Here is a 20,820-nt window from a genome sequence, read left to right on the forward strand (position 1 = left end):
GCTGCCGGTTTCGCGGCCATAGAAGGCAGCGTGGTCCGGGCGCGCCTCGCTCACGTCGCAATCACGGTCGATCACGTTCTGCGGGGCCGGCTTGCCGGAACCGGCCGGGATTTGATGCAATGGCGCGGGTCAAAGGGAGGTGCAGACATGGACACCATTGCCGATCGCATCGGCCGGCGCCTCGCCGACTGGCTTCAGGCCGAGTCCTCCGGCTACAAGCCCTACACACCGTCCGATCCGGACACGCTGGAAGCGATCCTCGAGCCCGGCGACATCCTGCTCGTCGAGGGCAACCAGCAGATCTCTGCGGCCATCAAGTATCTCACCCAGTCGACGTGGAGCCATGCCGCCGTCTATGTCGGCGATGCGCTCGACCTGCCGCCGGACGGCAGCGAGCGCCATCGCCTCGTCGAGGTCAATCTCGGAGACGGTTGCATCAGCGTGCCCCTGTCGAAATACAGGACCTACAACACCCGAATCTGCCGTGCCCATGGCCTGTCGAGGGCGGATCGTGCCCGGGTCGTGGCCTTCATGGTCCACAGCATCGGCCTGCAGTACGACATGCGGCACATCTTCGACCTGCTGCGCTATTTCCTGCCGTTTCCGCCGGTTCCCGTGCGCCTGCGCCGGCGGATGATCGCCTTCGGGTCCGGCGATCCCACCCGGGCCATCTGCTCCTCGCTCATCGCCCAGGCGTTCCAGTCCATCCCCTATCCCATCCTGCCCGAGGTCACGCGGGCGCCGGGCCGGACGGCCGCGGTATCGGACTATTCCCGCGCAGAGATCCTGCACATCCGGCACCACAGCCTGTTCACGCCGCGCGATTTCGACCTGTCGCCCTATTTCGCGGTGATCAAGCCGACGCTGGAAAACGGTTTCGATTACCGCAAGGTGGTCTGGGGCGAGGAACGCCCGCAAGCCACCGTGCCGTCAGGCTGAAGCGCCCTTGTGGGCCATGGCCTGCGCGTCCGCGATGCTGGAGGCAAAGCGCACCCGCGGCGGTGCCACGCCCTGGCTCGCCAGCATGTGGCGCACCGTGTCCGACGCGCCGGAGATGATCATTGACACCCCCGCGCGCTCGGCCTTGCGCAGGCTGCCCTCGATTACGTTGGCCGCGGTTGAATCGAGGAACGGCACGGCCGAGCAATCCAGGATGAAAACCCGGTACTTGTCGGCGATACGGTCGAGGACCGAGCCCACCGTCGAGGCGGCACCGAAGAAGAACGCACCGGAAATGCGGTAGACCACGACACCGGGATCGGCGCCTTCGTTGGCTTCCTCGGGCGAAATCAGCCGGTCCGCTTCGTCAGGGACGGCGAAGGGCTTGTGCGCTTCCACCGCGATGTTCTTGCCCATGCGGTCGATGAACAGGATCGCGCCGAGCGCGAAACCGACCACGATGCCCTCGGTGAGGTCGCGGAAGATCACCAGCAGAAGGGTCACGACGAAGACGAGCGCATCCCCGCGCGACGCCCGGAACAGCGAAGCGATGGCGTGCTTCTCGATCATGTTCCACGCCACGATGGCCAGCACGCCGGCGAGCGCCGCCAGCGGGATGTAGGAGGCCAGCGGTGCGGCGACCGCCATGAAGGTCAGGAGGAAAAGCGAATGCAGCATGCCCGAGACCGGGCTGCGCGCGCCGGAACGGACGTTGGTAGCCGTGCGCGCGATCGTGCCGGTGACGCAGATTCCGCCGAACAGCGCCGAGCCCATGTTGGCGAATCCCTGGCCCACCAGCTCGCAGTTGGATCGGTGGCGGCGCCCGGTCATGCCGTCGGCCACCACGGCCGAAAGCAGCGATTCGATGGCGCCGAGCAGGGTGAAGGACAGCGCCGCCGGCAGCATTTCCATGATCCGCTCGGGCGTCAGCACCGGCAGGGCAGGCGCCGGCAGCGTGCGCGGAATGCCGCCGAAGCGCGTTCCGATGGTTTCGACGGGCAGCGCCAGCGCCCAGGCAATCACTGCGGCCGCCGCGATGGCCAGGATCATGCCGGGCCAGCCCGGGCGCAGGCGCTTGAGGCCGAGGATGAAGACGATCGTTCCGAAGGCGATGGCGATGGCGGCCGGGCTGGCCGTGCCCGCAGCGGCGCCGAGCGCCTCCAGCTTGGCAATCAGCGGCCCGGGCTCCTTGCCGGCCAGCGTCAGTCCGAACAGGTCGTGCAACTGGCTGGCCAGGATGATCACGCCGATGCCCGCGGTAAAGCCGACCGTCACCGGATAGGGTATGAACTTGATGTAGGACCCGAGGCGCAGCCAGCCGGTCAGCGCCATCATGATGCCCGACAGGAAGGTTGCCAGGATCAGCCCGTCCACGCCGTGGGCCGCGACCGTGGCGGCCACGAGCACGATGAAGGCACCGGCCGGTCCGCCGATCTGGAAGCGGCTGCCGCCGAGCATGGACACCAGGAAACCACCGACGATGGCCGTGTAGAGGCCGCGTTCCGGCCCGACACCGGAGGCGATGGCGATGGCCATGGACAGCGGCAGCGCCACGATCGCGACGGTGAGTCCCGAGAGGACATCGGCACGGAACGCCGGCACCGTGTAGCCTTCCCGAATCACTGTGAGCAGCTTGGGCGTGAACAGGCCACCGGTCGTGGCCATCTCGTCATTGGTTTTCAGCATGTTGTCATGTCTCCGGCGATATGCGACCGGTCACGGGAATTGCATGGGACGGGCGCAGACGTTAAGTGTCGCCGCGCGTCCACGCAAGTGGATCCGCCAGGCCTCGCCCCTATCCCGCCAGGTCGGTTCAACAGGCAAGATTTCGGAATGGAGCAAACATGGCCGAGGAATTCAGCAAGGCGAAACTGGCCCGCATCCAGAGTGTCCGGCGTCTGGCCCTGTTCGCGGTCCTGATCGTCACCTTCACCGCACTCGCCTTCATCTCCTCGATCTACGATGGCGAGCCGCACGAGATCATCGAGGCGACCGGTATCGGCCTGATCATCGCCGGCATCACCGGCCGCCTGTGGTCGACCCTGTACATCGGCGGCCGAAAGGCCGCGATGCTGGTTCAATCCGGCCCCTATTCGATCACGCGCAATCCGCTCTACGTCTTTTCCGCCGTCGCGGCCGCCGGTGTCGGCGCCCAGACCGGCACCCTCACCATTGCCCTGCTCTTCTTCTTCGGCTGCTGGCTGGCCTTCCACATCCTGATCCTCAAGGAGGAGCAGTTCCTCGCCAGCACGCTCGGGCAGGCCTACCAGGACTATCTCGCCAGCGTGCCGCGGTTCCTGCCCAATCCGTTCATCTACAAGGATGAAAAGGAACTCACCATCGTTCCGCGCCGCCTCTACACCACGCTCATGGATGGCCTGGTGTTCTTCGCCGCCGTGCCGCTGTTCGAGGTCATCGACTACCTGCAAAGAACGGACACGCTACCGGTTCTCCTGCGGCTGCCCTGAACCCTGAGCGCCAGCGATTGACGGGGATGCGCGCCAGCGATTGACGGGGATGCGCGCCGGCGATTGGCCGGGATGGGCGTCAGTGCCGGACGAGGCGCGTGACATGGCCCATCTTGCGGCCGGGCCGCGCTTCGGCCTTGCCGTAGAGATGGATCACGGTGTCCGGCTCGAGCGCCAGTTCCGGCACCCGGTCGATGTCATTCCCGATCAGGTTTTCCATGACGCAGTCGGAGTGCCGGTCGGCGAATCCGAGCGGCAGCCCGGCTACGGCCCGGATATGCTGTTCGAACTGCGAAACGGCGCAGGCCGCCTCTGTCCAGTGGCCGGAATTGTGGACGCGCGGCGCCATTTCGTTGGCCACCAGGCTGCCGTCGGCCATGACGAAGAATTCCACGCCGATCACGCCGACATAGTCGAGCGCCTCCAGGATGGCGGAGGCTGCCGCCATCGCCTCGGTGGCGGTTTGGGCGCCGATGGCGGCCGGAACCGTCGAAGTATGAAGGATCCCGTCCCGGTGCACGTTCTCGGCCGGCGCATAGGCGCGGACCGTGCCGTCCATGCCGCGCGCGGCGATCACCGAGATCTCGCGCTCGAACGCAACGAAACCCTCCAGGATCAGCGGCACCGACCCCATCGCCTCGAACACGCCGTCGCAATCGGCGGCCTTGGCCTGGCGGAACATCCGCTGCCCCTTGCCATCGTAGCCCATCCGGCGGGTCTTCAGCACGCCGTTGCCACCGAAGGCCGTCAGTCCGGCGGCGAGGTCGGCGTCGCTGTCGATGGCCCGGAACGGCGCGGTGGCGATCCCGGCCCCGTTGAGAAACGTCTTCTCGGTCAGCCGGTCCTGCGCCGCTTCCAGCGCGCCCGGCTGCGGATGAACGGCAATGCGTGGCAGCAGGGAGCGGGCCGCCAGCACCGGTACGTTCTCGAATTCATAGGTCACGACATCGCAGGCGGCAGCCAGTTCCTCCAGCCCGTCGGCATCGTCGTATGCTGCGACGATTTGTCCGTTGGCGACCTGCGCGGCCGGGCAGTCCGGCTGCGGCTCCAGGATCAGCGTCCGGTAACCGAGACGGGCGGCCGCCATGGCCAGCATCCGGCCCAGCTGGCCGCCGCCGATGATGCCGATCGTCGCGTTGGGCGGAAGTGCACTCATGCCTCGTCCACCGGTTCGTCGGCCACGGCGGCGCTGCGCGCGGCGCGCAGGGCGTCGAGCCGTCCGGCCAGCGCCACGTCCGAAAGCGCCAGCACGGCGGCAGCGAGCAGGCCCGCGTTGGTCGCGCCCGCCTTGCCGATGGCCAGTGTGCCGACCGGGATGCCGCCCGGCATCTGCACGATGGACAGGAGCGAATCCTGCCCGGAAAGCGCCGCTGACTGGACCGGGACGCCGAAGACCGGCAGCGGGGTCAGGGAAGCCACCATGCCCGGCAGGTGGGCCGCGCCGCCGGCCCCGGCGATGATGACCTTGAAGCCGTTGGCCTTGGCCGAGCGGGCAAAGTCGTACATCCGCTCGGGCGTCCGGTGGGCCGAGACGATTCGCGCGCAGTAGGCAACACCAAGCTCGTCCAGCACGGCGGCGGCATGTTTCATGGTTGGCCAGTCCGACTGGCTGCCCATGATGATGGCAACGTCAGCGGTTTCGGGCATGGCGTCGGGTCCCTTCTGCTCGGATCGGTCGGGCGGTCGTGGCCTCAGGCGATGATGTCCGGGATGATCGAATCTTCCAGCACCTGCAGCCGGTCCTTGATGGCCAGTTTCTTCTTCTTCATCCGCTGGATTCGCAGCGGATCGGCACCCGTCGCGATCATCGCCTCGATGGCAGCGTCGAAGTCGGCATGGTCCTGTTTGAGTCGTGCGAATTCAAGGCGGATATCCGCCTGTTCCTGTTCGGACATGCCGTTCATGCGTCTGTTTCCATTTGGGTTCCGGCCGGCCGCAAGGCGACGGCTGGCTGCTCCGATGGCTGGCCCATATCACATCTTCGGGCGGAACGGAATTCTACCAGAACCCATTCGACAGCCTGCCATGTCTCTGGCACAGTGTCATCGTACTGTCATGTCTCCGGGCCACTCGCCTGCGGCGGAGCAGCGCTCGGAAACCGTGTCAAACACATCGGAAGGAGAGTTGGCCATGACCCTTGAATCCCATCTTGCGGAGTTGCAGCGCAAGCACGGCGAGTTGGAACGCAGAATCGATGAAATGGCTCTTCACCCGTCTGTCGATGATCTGGAACTCGTGGAACTCAAGCGTCGCAAGCTGAAGATCAAGGACGAGATCAACAAACTGGCGTCAGACACACGCCATTGACCTGTCGCCGTTCAGGCGCATCTCGAAAGGCTGCTGAAACCCGCGTCTCTCCGGCGCGGGTTTTTCGTTTTACGGAGGACCGTGGCGACCCTTCAGGCATCGCTAAAATTGAAAGCATTTACAGGACGCTCTGGTAAGGCTGGTGTGAGAACATGCCCTGTCTGGCCGTGCCGTGAAGCGCGGTCCCTGGCGATCGGGTGAAAGCCATGCTGCACCATGAAATCGGCAATAGAACCACGCCGCTGACAAAACGGGTCCGGCCTTCCGCAAAAGGACGGCCGGCATGAGCGCGCTCTGGAAGAAGAGCCGCGCCTTCCTCTCCACGCGCGGCGGCAATTTTGCTATCGGCATGGGCCTTCTGGGCCTCCCGCTCGCCGTTGCCGCGTCCATGGCTCTGGACATCTACTCCATCGGGCGAATCCGCGCGCAGATGCAGGATGCCGCAGATGCCGCCGTCATGAGCGCCGCCCTGAATGCCGGAAGCGCGAGTGTTGCCACCCTGGCCGGCGACACTTTCCAGGCCAACATCCGCAGTACGGCCTATGGTCTGCAGGAGAGCCTGCCGGCCTTCAGCTACCTTGGCCAGTCCGCCGACGCGGACGGGAACCCCACGGTCAGCGGCAAGGCGACCTTCGCCTATTCCCGGCTCCTGCCGTTCGGGCCACAGGGCGGGTCGGGCAATGACGTCGCGATCACGGTTGAGACCCGGGTCACGGTCCCGCCCGGCATGCCGGCCTGTCTCTTTGCCCTGTCGCGCACAGAGGGCCGGGCCGTTGACGTCAGTGGTTCCGCCCTGGTTGATGTGAAGGGCTGCGTGGTGGCTTCCAATTCGCAGGCCGGCGATGCCCTCTACGTGGGTGGATCGGGCGCCCTCAGCGCGGAATGCGCAATCTCCTCTGGCGGCATCGACGATAACGGCGGACTGACCACGGATTGCGACTGGAACCGCACGAACTACATGCCTTCGCCCGATCCGTTGAAGGACCTGCCCCCGCCATTGCCGGGCGTCGTGTTTCCCGATCCCGCCAAGGCCGATCTGACGGTCCAGCCCGGGCGCTACAACAACCTCACCCTGGACGGGACGAAGACGTTGCAGCCCGGTCTCTACTATGTCGACGGCAGCCTGACGATCAAGGGCGACATCACCGGCGATGGCGTGACCTTCTTCCTGAAGGACGGGGCGGTGACGCTCAATGGCGGCGCCAACCTGCGCATTCGCCCGCCGACGGCCGGAACCTATGCCGGGATTTCCTTTTTTGGCGATCCGGCGAATCTCAACACGCAGAAGTTCACCGGCAACGGGACCATCGACATCGACGGGTTCGTCTATTTTCCCGCCGGCGACGTCATCTACCAGGGCAACAGTTCCACCTATTCCGAATGCCTTCGCATCATCGCCGATACGGTCACGATGACAGGCAATTCATCCATGGCCGCCGATTGCAGCGCCAGGCTTGGAGGGCGCGAAGCGCTGGTGGTCGGAACGCCCTACATCTCCGGCTGAAACCGGTCACTCGCCGGACGGGTTTTCCTCGCCGCGCGGGTCGAGGTTGAAGGCTTCCGGCGTGGTTGCCCGCTCCACCGGAAGGGTCTGGAACACGTCCTTCTCCTCCTGCGCGACGGGTGCCCGCTGACGCATGCGCCATGCCGTGTAGGGCACGATCAGGCCGTGCGCAGCCGCGGTGGCCAGGAAGATGCCCTCCGGGCGCAGGCTTTCCATCAGCGTTGCGCCGAGCAGCGGTCCGGCCATCGTGCCGGCGCCGTAGATCAGCAGCAGCCCGCCGGAGACCTTCACGAAATCCTCCGGCCCGGCATGGTCGTTGGCATGGGCCACGGCGATGGAATAGAGCGTGTAGGCCATGGCGCCATAGCAGCCGGTCAGCATGATGACCGAGGTCGTCCCCCGCAATTGCAGGAAGAAGCCGCAGACCGCCACGAAGCTGGCGATACCCGCCATGGCCAGCAGCACGATGCGCCGGTCCATGCGGTCAGAAAGCCGCCCGGCCGGCAATTGCATCAACGCCCCGGCAATGACCGTCACGCTCATCATCAGCGCGATGCCCGCCGTGCTGACCCCCGCCTTGGCGCCATAGACCGCCCCGAGCGTGCCCCACGCCCCGTTGGCGATGCCGATGAGGAAACAGGCGGAAAAAGCCACCGGCGAGGTGCGGTAGAGCGACTTCAGTTCCAGCGACACCCCGGCCGGCGGCCGTGGACTGGCAACCGTCGACATGGCGATCGGGATCAGCGCCAGGCAGAACAGCGCGCCGGCGGCCATGAACGGGATCTCGCCGCGCACGTTGGCGGCCGCAAGGCTCATCTGCCCGGCCATGATGGAGGCATAGGTGACCATCATGTAAAGCCCGAAGATCGAGCCGCGCGTTTCATTGGTGGCCTTTTCATTGAGCCAGCTCTCGATGACCATGAAGGCGCCGGCCATGATGAAGCCGGTGCAGACCCGCAGGACGATCCACGTCAGCGGCTCGACGAAAATGCCGGTCATCAGGGCGATCACGGCCCCGCTGGCCGAAAAGGCGGCGAAGGCGCGCACGTGGCCGACGCTGCGCACCAGCCTTGGCGCATAGAGGCATCCGGCCACGAAGCCAGAGGCCCAGCCGGTCCCCAGCAGGCCGAGCGAAAAGGCGGAAAATCCTTCCGCCTGGCCGCGCAGCGGAAGCAGCAGCCCATGCAGGCCGCTTCCGGCGAGCAGGAATGCTGTTCCGAGAAGCAGGGCGGCAACGGGAAGGAGGCGGGCGGACATGCGGACACTCTCGAATCGGTCGGCGGATTGGCGGGTGGTGCTTTGCCATGCCAATCATGGTGCGTTCATGACGCCGGCGGTGGCCTTCGCGTCAGCCGCGGAACAGGGCCTCGGCCGCGTTGCGGGTCGATGACTTTGCGTCCACCTCGGCCCTCAGCCGCTTGATCTCGCTCTCCAGCAGGCCGATGCGATGGGTCAGTTCGTCGACGGAAAGATCGGCCAGGTCCTGGCCGATGGCATGGGTGACGGGCTTGCGGACAGGGTCGTCGTCGAAAACAGCCATCACAAACCTCCCTTGCCTTGGCGATCAGGGCCATGACAATACATGGTTCCATGCCGAACAGGCAAATGCCACGGAAGAAACGAGGCTCCGATGAAATTGCCCGCTACGATGACCGCCATTGCCATCACCGCTCCCGGCGGCCCGATGGTCCTGAAACCGGAAAGCCGGCCCGTTCCGGAACCCGGCCCGGGAGAGGTGCTGATCCGCGTCCGCGCTGCCGGCGTCAACCGGCCCGATGTCCTTCAGCGCATGGGTGTCTACCCGCCGCCGCCCGGCGCCTCCGATCTTCCGGGACTGGAAGTGGCCGGCGAGATTGCCGCGTTGGGCGAGGGCGTGACCCGCTGGCGCGAAGGTGATTCGGTCTGCGCGCTGACGCCCGGCGGCGGCTACGCCGAGTACTGCCTTGCGCCTGCCTCCAATTGCCTGCCGTTGCCTTCGGGCTACACGTTCACCGAGGCCGGCGCGATCCCGGAGACCTATTTCACCGTCTGGCACAATGTGTTCCAGCGCGGCGGCCTGCGCGAAGGCGAGACGCTGCTCGTCCACGGCGGCACGTCGGGGATCGGCACAACCGCGATCCAGCTTGCCTCCAGCATCGGCGCCTATGTCATCGCCACCGCCGGATCGAAGGAGAAATGCGACGCCTGCCTGTCGCTCGGTGCCGACCGGGCCATCAACTACCGCGAGGAGGATTTCGTCGCCGCCGTCCGCGAGGCCACCGACGGCAAGGGCGCGAACGTCATTCTCGACATGGTGGGCGGCGATTACGTCGACCGGAATTACCGTGCCGCCGCGGAAGAGGGGCGCATCGTCCAGATCGCGGTCCTGGGCGGCGCCAAGGCAACGGCCGATGTCTCGCTGCTGATGCGCAAGCGCCTGGTTCATACCGGCTCGACGCTGCGCCCGCGTTCCGTCCACTTCAAGGCCACCATTGCCGCCGAGCTCGAGACCAGGGTCTGGCCGCTCCTGGCCAGGCGTGACATTGCCCCGGTGATGGACATGATCTTCCCGCTCGCCGAGGCCTGGCGTGCTCACGAGCGGATGGAGGAAGGCAGCCACATCGGCAAGATCGTACTCGACGTCGCCTGACGCGCCGGATCACCCCTGCCAGGCGTTCTCGACGTGACGGGGCCATCGTCCCGGAACCACGGCGACGATGTCGAAACGCAATGAGAGCGTGGCGGCATCGGGCTGGCGCGAGAGCCACAGGTCGGCGGCACTGGCAATGCGCTGGCGGGCCTGCCCGCCGACGGCGTCGTGGGCAGCGGCTTCGCTGGCCCGCGCCTTGACCTCCACGATGGCGACGGTCGTCCCGCGTCTGGCGATCAGGTCGATCTCGCCGAGCTTCGTTCGGTAGTTGCGCGCGACGATCCGGTAGCCCTTGAGCCGCAGTGCCACGGACGCCAGCCATTCGCCGCGCCGGCCGCGCTTCAGCGCCGCCTGCTTGCGGTCAGACCGCTCAGCCATTGCCGCCCTTGCCCTTGAGGGCAACGATGCGCGCGAACAGGTCGGATTTCGCCAGGCCCGTCTGCCTGGCCGCCTGGGCTGCCGCGCGTGACGCCGGAAGGGTTTCGGCCAGTTCCCGCAGCAGCGCGTCGACATCGGCTTCGGCCGGAACCGCCGCGGCCGACGGCGGTGCAACGCAGACGACGATCTCGCCTTTCGGCGCGCCGGCATCCGCGTAGTGGTCGCGGAGGGTGTCGAGCGTATCCCGGCGCACCTCCTCGAAAGCCTTGGTGAGCTCGCGCGCGACAGCAGCAGGCCGGTCGCCGAACACGTCCGCCATGGCCGACAGGCTGGCGGCCAGCCGGCGCGGGGATTCGTAGAAGACCAGCGTTCCGGGAATGGCCTTGAGCGCATCCAGCCGCGTTCGCCGCTGGCCATCCTTCACCGGAAGGAAGCCGGCAAAGAAAAACGCGTCGGTCGGCAGGCCGGACGCCGTCAATGCGGCCAGCAGGGCCGAGGCGCCCGGGATCGGGACCACCGGCAGACCGGCAGCCAGCACCTCCTCCACCAGCCTGTAGCCGGGATCGGAAAGCAGAGGCGTGCCCGCATCGCTGACCAGTGCCACGGACTGGCCCTGCGCCATGGCGCCGACCAGTTTCGGGCCGGCCGACGCGGCGTTGTGCTCGTGGTAGGCCGTGGTGCGCGCGCGGATGCCGTAGCGGTTCAGGAGCACACGCGTCGTGCGCGTATCCTCGCAGGCCACGGTGTCGGCCCCGGCGAGAACCTCCAGGGCCCGGACCGTGATGTCCGAGAGATTGCCGATTGGCGTGGCGACCAGGTGAAGCCCGGCTGGCAGCGGCCGTGCCGGGAAGGCGGCCTGGCCGATCATGAAGCCGCCCTTGTGCCCGGATGTTTCTCCCTCCGGGGCTGTGTCGTCGCGATCCTGGCTCCTGGCCTTGCTCATAACCTGTTACTAACCTTAACGAATGCTTGCCAACAGCCTGCCCGGATTGCGACATTGCGACAATGGCGCTTTCGCGCTTGTAACATGCAAGGGCAGGGTGGGGCAGGCATGATCGCAGCAATTTTCGGAAACGCCCGCCGCTGGGCCATGGCTGCAGGCCTCGCCCTGCTGGCCGGTTGCCAGGGTGTGCCGATGGGATTGCCGGCCCCGGGCATCAACGGCCTGCCGGTCGAGCAGCCGACCCCCGTTCCCGCCACGCTGCCGCCTGCCAAGGGCGAGATCATCGGCAACGGACCGGTGCGCGTGGCCATGCTGCTGCCGCTCACGGCGCCGGGCAACGCCGGCGTCGTCGCCAAGGGCTTTCGCAATGCCGCAGCGCTCGCCGTGGATGATTTCGCGGGCAGCGTCGAATTGGTCGTCAAGGATACGGCCGGTGTTCCGAACACAGCCACCGACGCCGCCGGCGAGGCCTTCAACGAGGGTGCGGCGATCGTCCTGGGGCCGCTGTTTTCCGGCAACGTCTCCGCCGTGAGCGGGGTCCTGGAACCGCGCGGCCGCATGATGATCGCCTTTTCGTCCGATGCCAGCGTCGCGCGCCGCGGCGTCTACCTGAATTCGTTCCTGCCCGGCGATATCATCCGGCGTACGCTCGATCATGCCGCCGCGCAGGGAGTCCGCCGGATCATGGCCATCGTCCCGGATGGCGCCTTCGGCATCCTGGTCGAGCGCACGGCGCGCGAAACCCTGTCCCGTTCCGGCGGCGAACTGGTCGGCGTCGTCCGTTACACCTATGACGATTCCTCCGTCGCCAAGGCGGTCGCCGACTCCCTGCCGCTGATCGCCCGGGCCGACGCCATCCTTCTCCCCGACGGCGGCAACACGCCCGGCGTCTTTGCCCGCCAGTTGCGGGAAGCGGGCGCCGAACTGCAGGGCAAGCGCTTCCTCGGTTCCGGCCAGTGGTCCGGTGCGGAACTGGGCGATGCGGCCTTCAATGGCGCCTGGTATGCCGATGTCGACCAGACAAGGCTCGGCCAGTTCGCCACACGCTATCAGCAAAAATACGGCGAGAAGCCGGTTCCCAACATGGCGCTTGGCTACGATACGCTGGCTCTGGTGGCCGGTCTCGCGCGCAATGGCGGGGCGGCCGCTCTCAATGCCGCGAAACTGGAATCGCCGGGCGGGTTCAACGGCTATGCGGGCCTCTTCCGCCTGCGTTCCGACGGCCGCAACGAGCGTGGCTATGCCGTCTACGAGATTCGCGAAGGCAAGGCCCACGTCGTGGCCCCGGCGCCGACGGACTTCCGCCCCGGCTACTGACCGGACCTGTTCTGGATCACGCCAGCATGTGCGCCATCAGCGCGCGCAATTGCGCCGGCTTGACCGGCTTGCGCATCACTTCCATGTGGGCGCTGCGCGCCACCTGGGCCAGGTCCTCGGAGAAATCGGCCGTGGTGATGAGGGCCGGGATCGCCTTGCGTGACAGGCGGCGGGTCTCGGTGATGACTTCCGTGCCGAGGTCCCCGTGGTCGAGGTGCTGGTCGGCGATGATGATGTCCGGCTCGAAACCGCCATCCTCGATATGCGCCAGCGTCTCCGCCAGGCAGGCCCCGTCGCGCACGTCGCACCCCCAGCGCTGCAGCAGGATCGACATGGCGCGGCGCACGGCCGCGTCGTTCTCGACCAGAAGCACCCTTGCCCCGTCGAGGCCGTAGGTTCGCGGCCGTTCCGGCTCGCTCGTGCCGATGCTGGCGGCTTCGACCAGCGGACGCGCGGCCATCGGTGCATTGAGCCGGAACACCGTGCCCTTGCCGACGACGGAGGTGAAGTTGAGCGGATGGTCCAGTGCGGCGACCATGCGCTTGACGATGGAGAGGCCGAGGCCGAGCCCGCCCGATCCGTCGTCGGACAGGTCCGGCCCGCGATGGAACTCCTCGAACACCGCGTCGAACTCGTCTTCCGGGATCCCGGTGCCGGTATCGATGACATCGACGCGTACCTGGTCGCCCCGGGCGCGCGCGGCCACGAAGACGCCACCGCTGCGCGTGTAGCGGATCGCGTTGGAAACGATGTTCTGGACCACCCGCCGGTACATGCCCTGGTCCGAGAGAACCGCCAGCCGCGTTGGCCGGAACCGCAATCGCAGCCCCTTGCGCTCGGCGAGTGGGGCGAAGTCCGATTGCAGCGACTGGAACAGCGTGTCGAGTTGAACCGTTGTGATTTCCGGCCGCACCACTCCCGCATCGAGCTTGGAAATGTCGAGCAGCGTGCGCAGCAATTCCTCCATCGTTTCCAGCGACCGTTCCACCTGCTGTGCCATGGTCCGGCCGTCCTGCGTGGTCTGCAGGTCGGAAAGCGCCGAGATCGACAGGCGGGCCGCGTTGAGCGGCTGAAGGACGTCGTGGCTGGCAGCCGCGAGGAAGCGCGTCTTCGACAGGTTGGCGATCTCGGCTGCTTCCTTGGCCTGCACCAGGTCCTGGTTGGTCTTTTCCAGCCGGCGCAGCGTCGACCGCAGTTCCTCGGTGCGTGCGCGGATCCGCCCTTCCAGGTTGATGGCGGTCTGGAACAGCGAAAACGCGTTGCCCTGCTGGTCCATCGACTGCTCGACGCGTGACATCAGCGCCTGGTTGATGCGTCGCAGCCGTTCGATATCGTCGATTTCGCTGATGTTCATGCCGGCCGGGATCCTATTCCGCGGCTTCCTGCACGCGCCCGAAAGCCACGCCCGTGAAGGTCTGGTTCAGGTGCATGGAGCGGAACTGCTCGCCGTAGGTGGCAAACCCGATCACGTTGTTGGTCCGGTAAAGTTCCGAGACGTCGCGGATGATCTGCCGGTTCTGCGCATCGAGCCGACGGTGTGTGCATTCGAAGCCGAGGATCACGTCGATCCCCTTGAGCTGCGTGGCGACGTCGGTCAGGGCCTGGCGCGTGGTTTCCACCATGCCGGTCGGCTCCGCCACCGTCAGCACCACGCCGTCGTCGATGGCGCAGAAGAAGGAAAGCGACCCGTCCTCGTTCACCTTCTGGATCGAGCGGCAATAGTATTCGCCGCCGACCCGCACCACCACCGGGTGCGTCGCGAAGGAGAGCGGAGACAGCGAGGCCGGGTCCATGCCGATCGCGTCGGCATATTCCAGTGCAGCCGGGGCGGCATTCAGCTCGTGGACGATCCGGTGATCGGGATCCGAGGCGGTGACGACGAGCTTCTTGGCCGTCGGCACGAAATTGTCGGTCTTGAAGATGTGGAAGGGCACATCGGTGGAAACCAGCGCGATCACCGCGGCGCGATTGTGGACGCGGCCGTCATGGATGATCGTCGTTTCCTTGAAATCGAGATCGTCCCCGGCCGAACCGCCGATCAGCGGGATATCGTCCAGTCCCCAGTGGATCGCCGATGTCACCGCTTCCTCGGCATAGCACATGCCGTCGATCAGCAGCACGGCGAAGGTCCGCGCACCGGCCGGCTTGTCGGCCTGTTGCAGCGCGTGGCGGGCCAGCTCGACGCGGCCGGTGATGCTCTCCATGCCCGCGTTGGTCACGTCTTCGATGAGGGTTGTCACCACGGTGAACCGGCTCGCCGGCAGGATCATCGCGATGGCCTGGCCGTCCTGCAGGCCTTCCGGCGTGATCTCGCCCGCCGTGGTGCAGCATGCATGCGCCACCCCGGGAGCATGGCGCCTCAGCGCGGCGGCCAGGTCACGGGCGGAATAGAGCCGCGGAGAATGGAAAATGAAAACGAAGGCGCCGTCCATCGCGGCGGCTTCGCCGGCGACCGCCTTGCAGAAATCGGCTGCGCTTCCGCCGGTTTCGGTCAGCGCGACCATCCCGCACGAATAGGGGCTGCGTGTCAGCGTCAGGGCCTTTTCCTCCCGTGCCGGCGCCGTCCTCTGCCTCGACGCGGCATTTTCTCATATTATGCGGTCTGCACTGCGGCAAGGCAACAGCCCGCGTTGCCAGGCCGGCACCCGGGTTCCCGCATGTCATTGCGACCGAAAGTACAATAGCTCGTGGCGGACCGGGACGGCATTGTTTTTGCGAAGGGTTTGGAGGGCCCGGCAGACGAGTTCGTGCCCGAGCCGGGTTGCGGACCGGGGCGGCAACCATCCACCTGAATCGATGACGCGGGCTTGAAAGCCTGTCGTTTTCCGTAAATTGTGGCCATGTTCAAAGCATGGTTCCTTTGGGAGGAGGACTTTATGTCTGAAGTTACGATGACCGTGAATGGCCGGAAGGTGTCCGGCCAGTGCGAGGACCGCACGCTGCTGGTGCATTTTCTGCGTGACAACCTGGGCCTCACGGGCACCCACGTCGGCTGCGACACGTCGCAGTGCGGCGCCTGCGTCGTTCATGTCGATGGCAAGGCCGTGAAGTCCTGCACCATGCTTGCGGCCCAGGCGTCCGGCTCGGACGTCGTCACGATCGAGGGTCTTGCTGCCGAGGGCGATCTGACCCCGGTCCAGGCGGCCTTCAAGGAGCACCACGGCCTGCAGTGCGGTTTCTGCACGCCCGGCATGATCATGGCCGCCACCGACATGATCAACCGGTATGGCGCCGGCAATCTCGACGAGAAGACCGTTCGTGCCGAGCTGGAGGGCAATATCTGCCGCTGCACCGGCTATCACAACATCGTCAAGGCCATCCTGGCGGCTTCCGACGATATGGCCAAGGGCGCGGCAGCGGCCTGATAATTTTCGACACAGCGAAACAGCGGGAAGCGGGCAGGGTCTGCCGGACTGAGGCAGGCAGGGCGCGACGGGCCGGAAGCCAACACGGATCATCCGTCGCCACGCACTGGTCGCTCTGACAAGCGGAGGAGCTTGATAATGGGTATGGAAGGCATCGGCGCACGCGTTGCGCGCAAGGAAGACAAGCGGTTCATCACGGGTGCGGGCCGCTACACCGACGACATGAGCGTTCCGGGCATGAAGTACGCGGCCTTCGTCCGCAGCCCGCACGCCCATGCGAAGATCACGTCGATCGACTCGTCGGCAGCCGAAGGCATGCCGGGTGTGATCGGCGTTCTCACCGGCAAGCAGCTCAAGGCCGACGGCATCGGCAACCTGATCTGCGGCTGGATGATCCATTCGAAGGACGGTACGCCCATGAAGATGGGCGCCTGGGAACCGATGGCCACCTCGACGGTGCGCTACGTCGGTGACGCGGTCGCCATCGTGGTTGCCGAGACTCGCGGCCAGGCCCGCGACGCGGCCGAGGCCGTGAACGTCGAGTACGAGGAACTGCCGGCCGTCATCACCGCGGTCGACGCCCTCAAGCCGGGCGCGCCGCAGATCCACCCGGAAGCCGAGGGCAACCTGATCTACGACTGGGAGATCGGCGACGAGAGCGCGGCCGACAAGGCGATTGCCGAGGCGGCCCACGTGACCGAGATCGAGATTCTCAACAACCGCCTGTCGCCCAACCCGATGGAGCCGCGCGCCACGCTCGGCGTCTATGACAAGGCCGAGGACCACTACACCTGCTGGACGACCTCGCAGAACCCGCACGTCGCCCGCCTGGTGATGAGCGCCTTCTACAACGTCGCGCCGGAAAACAAGCTGCGCGTCATCGCTCCGGATGTCGGCGGCGGTTTCGGCGCCAAGATCTACATCTATCCCGAAGAGATCATCTGCCTCTGGGCGTCCAAGCGCACCGGCGTTCCGGTCAAGTGGACCGCTGACCGCACCGAGGCCTTCATGACCGACGCGCATGGCCGCGACCATGTCTCCAAGGTCAAGATGGCGTTCGACAAGGACAACCGGATCACCGGCCTGAAGGTCGAGACCCTGGCCAACCTGGGCGCCTACATGTCGCTCTTCTCGTCCTCGGTCCCGACCTATCTCTACGCCACGCTGCTGTCGGGCCAGTACGACATCGCTGCCATCCACTGCAACGTCAAGACGGCCTATTCCAACACCGTGCCGGTGGACGCCTATCGCGGTGCCGGCCGTCCGGAAGCCACCTACCTGCTAGAGCGCACCGTGGAAACGGCGGCACGCGAACTGGGCGTCGATCCGGCCGAGCTGCGCCGCATCAACTTCATCCGCGAATTCCCGCACCAGACGCCGGTCATCATGAACTATGACACCGGCGACTTCGAGGCGACGCTCAACGCGGCCATGGAAGCCATCGACTACAAGGGCTTCGAGGCACGCAAGGCGGAAAGCGCGAAGAACGGCAAGCTGCGCGGCATCGGCATGAGCTGCTACATCGAGGCCTGCGGCATCGCGCCGTCGGCGGCGGTGGGTTCGCTCGGCGCCGGCGTCGGCCTTTGGGAATCGGCCGAGGTGCGTGTCAACGCGGTCGGCACCATCGAGGTCCTCACCGGCTCGCACAGCCACGGCCAGGGCCACGAAACGACCTTCGCCCAGCTCGTCAACGAGCGCCTCGGCGTTCCGCTCGACAGCGTCTCCATCGTCCATGGCGACACCGACAAGGTGCAGATGGGCATGGGAACCTACGGGTCGCGTTCCGGCGCGGTCGGCATGTCGGCCATCGTCAAGGCCCTCGACAAGGTCGAGAACAAGGCCAAGAAGATCGCCGCGCACCTTCTGGAAGCCGACGAGGGCGATATCGTCATCGAGAACGGCGAACTGAAGGTTGCCGGCACCGACAAGTCGGTTCCGTGGTTCCAGATGGCGCTGGCCGCCTACACCGCGCACAACCTGCCGGAAGGCATGGAGCCGGGCCTGAAGGAAACCGCTTTCTACGATCCGACCAACTTCACCTTCCCCGGCGGCTGCTATATCGCCGAGGTCGAGGTCGATCCGGAAACCGGCAAGACCGAGGTGCTGCGCTTCGTGGCCGCCGACGATTTCGGCAACATCATCAACCCGATGATCGTCGAGGGCCAGGTCCATGGCGGCCTCACCCAGGGCATCGGCCAGGCACTCCTGGAAGGCGTCGTCTACGACGAGAGCGGCCAGCTGCTCACCGCGTCCTACCAGGACTACTGCATGCCGCGCGCCGACGACGTGCCCTCCTACGAGGTGTCGCACCACATCACCCCGTGCCCGGGCAACCCGCTCGGCATCAAGGGATGTGGCGAGGCAGGTGCCATCGGTTCGCCGCCGGCGATCATCAACGCGATCACCAATGCGATCGGCAACAACAACGTGACCATGCCGGCGACGCCGCAGAAGGTCTGGTCCGCGATCAACGCCGGGTGACCGGGTGAAGGTCAGGTCTCCGCGCCGGTGATCCGGACCGCGGAGACCGCCCGCCCGCTTGATGAAGTCAGAAGGACAAGAGATCCATGTACAACACCACCTACCACCGCGCGTCTTCCGCCGACGATGCGGCGAAGCTTGCCGGATCGGCCTCCGAGGCCAAGTTCGTGGCCGGCGGCCAGACGCTCATCCCGGCGATGAAAACGCGCCTTGCAGCCCCGGAAAACCTCATCGACCTGCGGCATGCCGGCATGTCGGGCATCTCGCTCGACGGCGACATGCTCACCATCGGCGCCACGACCACCCATGCCGAGGTTGCCGGTTCCGACACGGTCAGGAAGGCCTGCCCGGGCCTGGCAAGCCTGGCCTCGCACATCGGCGATCCGCACGTGCGCCACATGGGCACGATCGGTGGCTCGATCTCCAACAACGACCCGGCGGCCGATTACCCCTCCGCCATGCTGGCGCTCGGCGCCACCATCGTCACCAACCAGCGCGAGATCGCGGCCGACGACTTCTTCACCGGCCTGTTCGAGACCGCACTTGAGGACGGCGAACTGGTCACCGCCATCAAGGTTCCGGCCTGTGCCGCCTCCGGTTATGCCAAGTTCCCGAACCCGGCCTCGCGCTACGCCATGACGGGCGTGTTCGTGGCCAGGGGCAGCAACGGCGTGCGCGTGGCGGTCACCGGTGCCGGCTCCGACGGCGTGTTCCGCTGGACCGAGGCCGAACAGGCCCTGTCGTCCAGCTTCTCTGCCGACGCCGTGTCCGGCCTGAAGGCGGATGCCTCCGGCCTGATGAGCGATATCCATGCGTCGGCCGACTACCGCGCCAATCTCGTCGCCGTGATGACGGCCCGCGCGGTTCGCGCCATCGCCTGATACGCGGGCACGAAAACAACCATCCGGCCGGCGGGACCATCGTGTTCCGCCGGCTTTTTCTTGCCTGAACCAATCGAAGCCCCGGACGTTGGACCCGGACAGGCTTTGCCATTCAAGGAGGTTCAGGCCATGCCGCTTCATGACAAGGGTCCCGTCCTGGCCGAAAACGCCGCGACCGGTGGTGACGGCGATGCGCCGGGGATCACCCAGGACATCACGCTGGATGACATTCAGGCGATCGCGCTGTCGAGCCGCCCCGTCGAGGAAAGGCGCGAGGAACTCGGCGCCGTGCGCCGCACGCTGGAAACCAGGGAACACGCCGACCGCGGCCATGAGTTCGATCCGCTGCTGGAAGAAGTCAGGCGGATGGAGGATGAGCTGATGTCGGCGGATACGCCGGTCGAGGGCGACGGAAGCATCGGCATGGACCCGTCCGGCCGCACCGACTCCATGGCAGCGGACGAAGCCCTGGATTTTCTGCGCTCCGAGCGCGGGGAAGAGTGATCGATGCCCGGATCGAAAGGTCACTCCATCAAGGACGAGAACACCTACGAGGCGCTCCGGGATGACGGCTATTCGAAGTCAAAAGCCGCGGCCATTGCCAATGCGCAGGCCAATCCCTCCATGCATCCCTCGAAGAAAGGCGGCAAGGCGCCGCCCTACGAGGACTGGACGCGCGAGCAGCTCTACGATCGCGCGCAGGAACTCGGCATCAAGGGCCGCTCCGGCATGAACAAGTCCGGCCTGATCGAAGCCCTGCGCGACCGGTCCTGACCGGCCGCGCTGCCGGGTGTCACTCGCGGCGCCACATGGTGACCGGGGTGCCGTCGGCCAGCGTCCCCGAGAAATAGTTCATCCCGTCGCGGTTCAGCAGGCCGACGCCGGATCCGCCGCTGGTCTGCAAGGCCAGCTTGGCGTCGTAGCCGGTGAATGAATAGCCGAGCGCGAAGCTCCGGGCGGAGGCGAGAAGCGGGTTCGAGCAAGAGACATTGCTTACCCGCCCGCCTTTGGCATCCTTCAGACGGTAGCCGCTGCTGCGGAAATAGCCGGCCGGGACGAGGCCCGCGCCCGTTGTGATCTCGATCTCGCAGCCGCAGGTCGGCGATCCGTCCGTCAGGGTCCAGGTGCCGTGCAGATCTTGCTCGGTGCGGATCGCCTGTACCGCGACGGCGCTGCCAATGGCGCCGCCGAGCGGCCCGGCGATGCTGCCCGCGATGTTGGAAATCGCGTTCCGGCCGACGTTGCGGGCCAGGTTCTTGCCAACCGCGTTCTTGGCGAAGTCCGATCCCTTGTCCGGCTTCGGCGGCGGTCCGCCCGCGACCTTGATGGCGCATTGCCCGGCCGAAGCCCTTGGTGCCGCCGCATAGGCCGTGGCGGTGGTCGCTTCGGCCTTCGCCGGCTTTTCGCGTTCCGTTGTGGCAGGCGTCGATGCCGCCATGAGGCCGGCCTGGCCGGTTGTCCCCGACTGGCAGGCTGTCAGTGTCACGGCACCCGCGAGTGCCAGCAGAATTCGATACGTCATGGATCTGTCCCCTCAAGCTTGCCGTTGCGGCAGGGGACAGGAATAGAAATTCGCGCGCGCGCCTGAAATCCCCCGACCGGGGGATC

22 protein-coding genes are annotated in these 20,820 nt (G+C 66.4%); 11 read left to right on the plus strand and 11 right to left on the minus strand.

Going from position 1 to position 20,820, the window contains the following annotated elements:
* Positions 1-147 precede the first annotated feature (147 nt).
* A complete protein-coding gene (locus CSC94_RS02265; protein ID WP_099303300.1) occupies positions 148-939 on the plus strand; it encodes a YiiX/YebB-like N1pC/P60 family cysteine hydrolase in 792 nt (263 codons plus the stop codon).
* On the opposite strand, the gene CSC94_RS02270 is transcribed toward CSC94_RS02265, so the two are convergent.
* Entirely contained in the window at positions 931-2,625 is a 1,695-nt protein-coding gene (locus CSC94_RS02270; protein WP_099303302.1) for a SulP family inorganic anion transporter, read from the minus strand. The two genes, CSC94_RS02265 and CSC94_RS02270, sit on opposite strands and share 9 nt — an antisense overlap.
* 158 nt (positions 2,626-2,783) lie before the next feature.
* Between CSC94_RS02270 and CSC94_RS02275 the strand changes: the two genes are divergently transcribed.
* On the plus strand, positions 2,784-3,407 hold the full coding sequence (locus CSC94_RS02275) for a methyltransferase family protein (RefSeq protein WP_099303304.1): 624 nt from the start codon (positions 2,784-2,786) through the stop codon (positions 3,405-3,407).
* Between the two features lie 79 nt (positions 3,408-3,486).
* On the opposite strand, the gene CSC94_RS02280 is transcribed toward CSC94_RS02275, so the two are convergent.
* The 3 genes from CSC94_RS02280 to CSC94_RS02290 are packed head-to-tail and all read right to left on the minus strand — an operon-like array spanning position 3,487 to position 5,302.
* On the minus strand, positions 3,487-4,563 hold the full coding sequence (locus tag CSC94_RS02280) for a 5-(carboxyamino)imidazole ribonucleotide synthase (protein WP_099303306.1): 1,077 nt from the start codon (positions 4,561-4,563) through the stop codon (positions 3,487-3,489).
* A complete protein-coding gene (gene purE / locus CSC94_RS02285; RefSeq protein WP_099303308.1) occupies positions 4,560-5,054 on the minus strand; it encodes a 5-(carboxyamino)imidazole ribonucleotide mutase in 495 nt (164 codons plus the stop codon). Before purE ends, CSC94_RS02280 begins: the two co-directional genes overlap by 4 nt.
* Before the next feature lie 44 nt (positions 5,055-5,098).
* Positions 5,099-5,302: a YdcH family protein gene (locus CSC94_RS02290; RefSeq protein WP_099303961.1), complete on the minus strand. Its 204-nt coding sequence runs from the start codon at positions 5,300-5,302 to the stop codon at positions 5,099-5,101.
* A 235-nt stretch (positions 5,303-5,537) separates the two neighbouring features.
* On the opposite strand from CSC94_RS02290, the gene CSC94_RS02295 reads away from it, so the two are divergent.
* Both CSC94_RS02295 and CSC94_RS02300 read left to right on the plus strand, forming a co-directional pair.
* Positions 5,538-5,714, plus strand: a complete 177-nt coding sequence (locus CSC94_RS02295; protein WP_099303310.1) for a YdcH family protein — start codon at positions 5,538-5,540, stop codon at positions 5,712-5,714.
* 283 nt (positions 5,715-5,997) lie between these two features.
* On the plus strand, positions 5,998-7,218 hold the full coding sequence (locus CSC94_RS02300) for a hypothetical protein (protein ID WP_099303313.1): 1,221 nt from the start codon (positions 5,998-6,000) through the stop codon (positions 7,216-7,218).
* 6 nt (positions 7,219-7,224) lie between these two features.
* Here the strand turns inward: CSC94_RS02300 and CSC94_RS02305 are convergent, their stop codons facing one another.
* The gene (locus CSC94_RS02305; RefSeq protein ID WP_099303315.1) at positions 7,225-8,475 is read right to left on the minus strand and encodes an MFS transporter; all 1,251 of its coding nucleotides are present in this window, start codon (positions 8,473-8,475) and stop codon (positions 7,225-7,227) included.
* Between the two features lie 91 nt (positions 8,476-8,566).
* Positions 8,567-8,758 (minus strand): DUF1192 domain-containing protein, encoded by a 192-nt coding sequence (locus CSC94_RS02310; protein WP_099303317.1) that lies wholly within the window; start codon positions 8,756-8,758, stop codon positions 8,567-8,569.
* 90 nt (positions 8,759-8,848) lie between these two features.
* Between CSC94_RS02310 and CSC94_RS02315 the strand changes: the two genes are divergently transcribed.
* A complete protein-coding gene (locus CSC94_RS02315; RefSeq protein WP_245408227.1) occupies positions 8,849-9,847 on the plus strand; it encodes an NAD(P)H-quinone oxidoreductase in 999 nt (332 codons plus the stop codon).
* A 9-nt stretch (positions 9,848-9,856) separates the two neighbouring features.
* Here the strand turns inward: CSC94_RS02315 and CSC94_RS02320 are convergent, their stop codons facing one another.
* Positions 9,857-10,225 (minus strand): YraN family protein, encoded by a 369-nt coding sequence (locus CSC94_RS02320; protein ID WP_099303321.1) that lies wholly within the window; start codon positions 10,223-10,225, stop codon positions 9,857-9,859.
* Entirely contained in the window at positions 10,218-11,168 is a 951-nt protein-coding gene (gene rsmI, locus CSC94_RS02325) for a 16S rRNA (cytidine(1402)-2'-O)-methyltransferase (protein WP_425356495.1), read from the minus strand. Before rsmI ends, CSC94_RS02320 begins: the two co-directional genes overlap by 8 nt.
* A gap of 108 nt (positions 11,169-11,276) precedes the next feature.
* Here rsmI and CSC94_RS02330 point away from each other — a divergent pair, with 108 nt between their 5' ends.
* Positions 11,277-12,485, plus strand: a complete 1,209-nt coding sequence (locus CSC94_RS02330) for a penicillin-binding protein activator (protein ID WP_099303323.1) — start codon at positions 11,277-11,279, stop codon at positions 12,483-12,485.
* 16 nt (positions 12,486-12,501) lie between these two features.
* Here the strand turns inward: CSC94_RS02330 and CSC94_RS02335 are convergent, their stop codons facing one another.
* Positions 12,502-13,839: an ATP-binding response regulator gene (locus CSC94_RS02335; protein WP_099303325.1), complete on the minus strand. Its 1,338-nt coding sequence runs from the start codon at positions 13,837-13,839 to the stop codon at positions 12,502-12,504.
* A gap of 13 nt (positions 13,840-13,852) precedes the next feature.
* Complete coding sequence (locus CSC94_RS02340; protein WP_099303327.1) at positions 13,853-14,989, minus strand: FIST N-terminal domain-containing protein; 1,137 nt, start codon at positions 14,987-14,989, stop codon at positions 13,853-13,855.
* A 372-nt stretch (positions 14,990-15,361) separates the two neighbouring features.
* Here CSC94_RS02340 and CSC94_RS02345 point away from each other — a divergent pair, with 372 nt between their 5' ends.
* The 5 genes from CSC94_RS02345 to CSC94_RS02365 all read left to right on the plus strand — a co-directional run bounded on the left by CSC94_RS02345 (position 15,362) and on the right by CSC94_RS02365 (position 19,986).
* On the plus strand, positions 15,362-15,850 hold the full coding sequence (locus CSC94_RS02345) for a (2Fe-2S)-binding protein (protein ID WP_099303965.1): 489 nt from the start codon (positions 15,362-15,364) through the stop codon (positions 15,848-15,850).
* Between the two features lie 138 nt (positions 15,851-15,988).
* Complete coding sequence (locus CSC94_RS02350) at positions 15,989-18,331, plus strand: xanthine dehydrogenase family protein molybdopterin-binding subunit (RefSeq protein ID WP_099303329.1); 2,343 nt, start codon at positions 15,989-15,991, stop codon at positions 18,329-18,331.
* A gap of 86 nt (positions 18,332-18,417) precedes the next feature.
* Positions 18,418-19,212 carry an FAD binding domain-containing protein gene (locus CSC94_RS02355; protein ID WP_099303331.1) on the plus strand — a complete coding sequence of 265 codons (795 nt, stop codon included), beginning with the start codon at positions 18,418-18,420 and terminating at the stop codon, positions 19,210-19,212.
* Positions 19,213-19,341: 129 nt separating this feature from the next.
* Positions 19,342-19,716 (plus strand): hypothetical protein, encoded by a 375-nt coding sequence (locus tag CSC94_RS02360; protein ID WP_133122809.1) that lies wholly within the window; start codon positions 19,342-19,344, stop codon positions 19,714-19,716.
* 3 nt (positions 19,717-19,719) lie between these two features.
* A complete protein-coding gene (locus tag CSC94_RS02365; RefSeq protein ID WP_099303335.1) occupies positions 19,720-19,986 on the plus strand; it encodes a DUF7218 family protein in 267 nt (88 codons plus the stop codon).
* Between the two features lie 19 nt (positions 19,987-20,005).
* Here the strand turns inward: CSC94_RS02365 and CSC94_RS02370 are convergent, their stop codons facing one another.
* Complete coding sequence (locus CSC94_RS02370; RefSeq protein ID WP_099303337.1) at positions 20,006-20,734, minus strand: hypothetical protein; 729 nt, start codon at positions 20,732-20,734, stop codon at positions 20,006-20,008.
* Between the last annotated feature and the right edge of the window lie 86 nt (positions 20,735-20,820).

It is taken from the genome of Zhengella mangrovi (assembly GCF_002727065.1).
In the GTDB taxonomy this organism is placed as follows: Bacteria; Pseudomonadota; Alphaproteobacteria; order Rhizobiales; family Rhizobiaceae; genus Zhengella; species Zhengella mangrovi.

What these genes read in the sequence shown, in the direction of transcription:
- CSC94_RS02265 (WP_099303300.1), top strand. Translation starts at nt 148, where the DNA reads ATGGACACCATTGCCGATCGCATCGGCCGGCGCCTCGCCGACTGGCTT.
- CSC94_RS02270 (WP_099303302.1), bottom strand. Translation starts at nt 2,625, where the DNA reads ATGCTGAAAACCAATGACGAGATGGCCACGACCGGTGGCCTGTTCACG.
- CSC94_RS02275 (WP_099303304.1), top strand. Translation starts at nt 2,784, where the DNA reads ATGGCCGAGGAATTCAGCAAGGCGAAACTGGCCCGCATCCAGAGTGTC.
- CSC94_RS02280 (WP_099303306.1), bottom strand. Translation starts at nt 4,563, where the DNA reads ATGAGTGCACTTCCGCCCAACGCGACGATCGGCATCATCGGCGGCGGC.
- purE (WP_099303308.1), bottom strand. Translation starts at nt 5,054, where the DNA reads ATGCCCGAAACCGCTGACGTTGCCATCATCATGGGCAGCCAGTCGGAC.
- CSC94_RS02290 (WP_099303961.1), bottom strand. Translation starts at nt 5,302, where the DNA reads ATGTCCGAACAGGAACAGGCGGATATCCGCCTTGAATTCGCACGACTC.
- CSC94_RS02295 (WP_099303310.1), top strand. Translation starts at nt 5,538, where the DNA reads ATGACCCTTGAATCCCATCTTGCGGAGTTGCAGCGCAAGCACGGCGAG.
- CSC94_RS02300 (WP_099303313.1), top strand. Translation starts at nt 5,998, where the DNA reads ATGAGCGCGCTCTGGAAGAAGAGCCGCGCCTTCCTCTCCACGCGCGGC.
- CSC94_RS02305 (WP_099303315.1), bottom strand. Translation starts at nt 8,475, where the DNA reads ATGTCCGCCCGCCTCCTTCCCGTTGCCGCCCTGCTTCTCGGAACAGCA.
- CSC94_RS02310 (WP_099303317.1), bottom strand. Translation starts at nt 8,758, where the DNA reads ATGGCTGTTTTCGACGACGACCCTGTCCGCAAGCCCGTCACCCATGCC.
- CSC94_RS02315 (WP_245408227.1), top strand. Translation starts at nt 8,849, where the DNA reads ATGAAATTGCCCGCTACGATGACCGCCATTGCCATCACCGCTCCCGGC.
- CSC94_RS02320 (WP_099303321.1), bottom strand. Translation starts at nt 10,225, where the DNA reads ATGGCTGAGCGGTCTGACCGCAAGCAGGCGGCGCTGAAGCGCGGCCGG.
- rsmI (WP_425356495.1), bottom strand. Translation starts at nt 11,168, where the DNA reads ATGAGCAAGGCCAGGAGCCAGGATCGCGACGACACAGCCCCGGAGGGA.
- CSC94_RS02330 (WP_099303323.1), top strand. Translation starts at nt 11,277, where the DNA reads ATGATCGCAGCAATTTTCGGAAACGCCCGCCGCTGGGCCATGGCTGCA.
- CSC94_RS02335 (WP_099303325.1), bottom strand. Translation starts at nt 13,839, where the DNA reads ATGAACATCAGCGAAATCGACGATATCGAACGGCTGCGACGCATCAAC.
- CSC94_RS02340 (WP_099303327.1), bottom strand. Translation starts at nt 14,989, where the DNA reads ATGGTCGCGCTGACCGAAACCGGCGGAAGCGCAGCCGATTTCTGCAAG.
- CSC94_RS02345 (WP_099303965.1), top strand. Translation starts at nt 15,362, where the DNA reads ATGTCTGAAGTTACGATGACCGTGAATGGCCGGAAGGTGTCCGGCCAG.
- CSC94_RS02350 (WP_099303329.1), top strand. Translation starts at nt 15,989, where the DNA reads ATGGGTATGGAAGGCATCGGCGCACGCGTTGCGCGCAAGGAAGACAAG.
- CSC94_RS02355 (WP_099303331.1), top strand. Translation starts at nt 18,418, where the DNA reads ATGTACAACACCACCTACCACCGCGCGTCTTCCGCCGACGATGCGGCG.
- CSC94_RS02360 (WP_133122809.1), top strand. Translation starts at nt 19,342, where the DNA reads ATGCCGCTTCATGACAAGGGTCCCGTCCTGGCCGAAAACGCCGCGACC.
- CSC94_RS02365 (WP_099303335.1), top strand. Translation starts at nt 19,720, where the DNA reads ATGCCCGGATCGAAAGGTCACTCCATCAAGGACGAGAACACCTACGAG.
- CSC94_RS02370 (WP_099303337.1), bottom strand. Translation starts at nt 20,734, where the DNA reads ATGACGTATCGAATTCTGCTGGCACTCGCGGGTGCCGTGACACTGACA.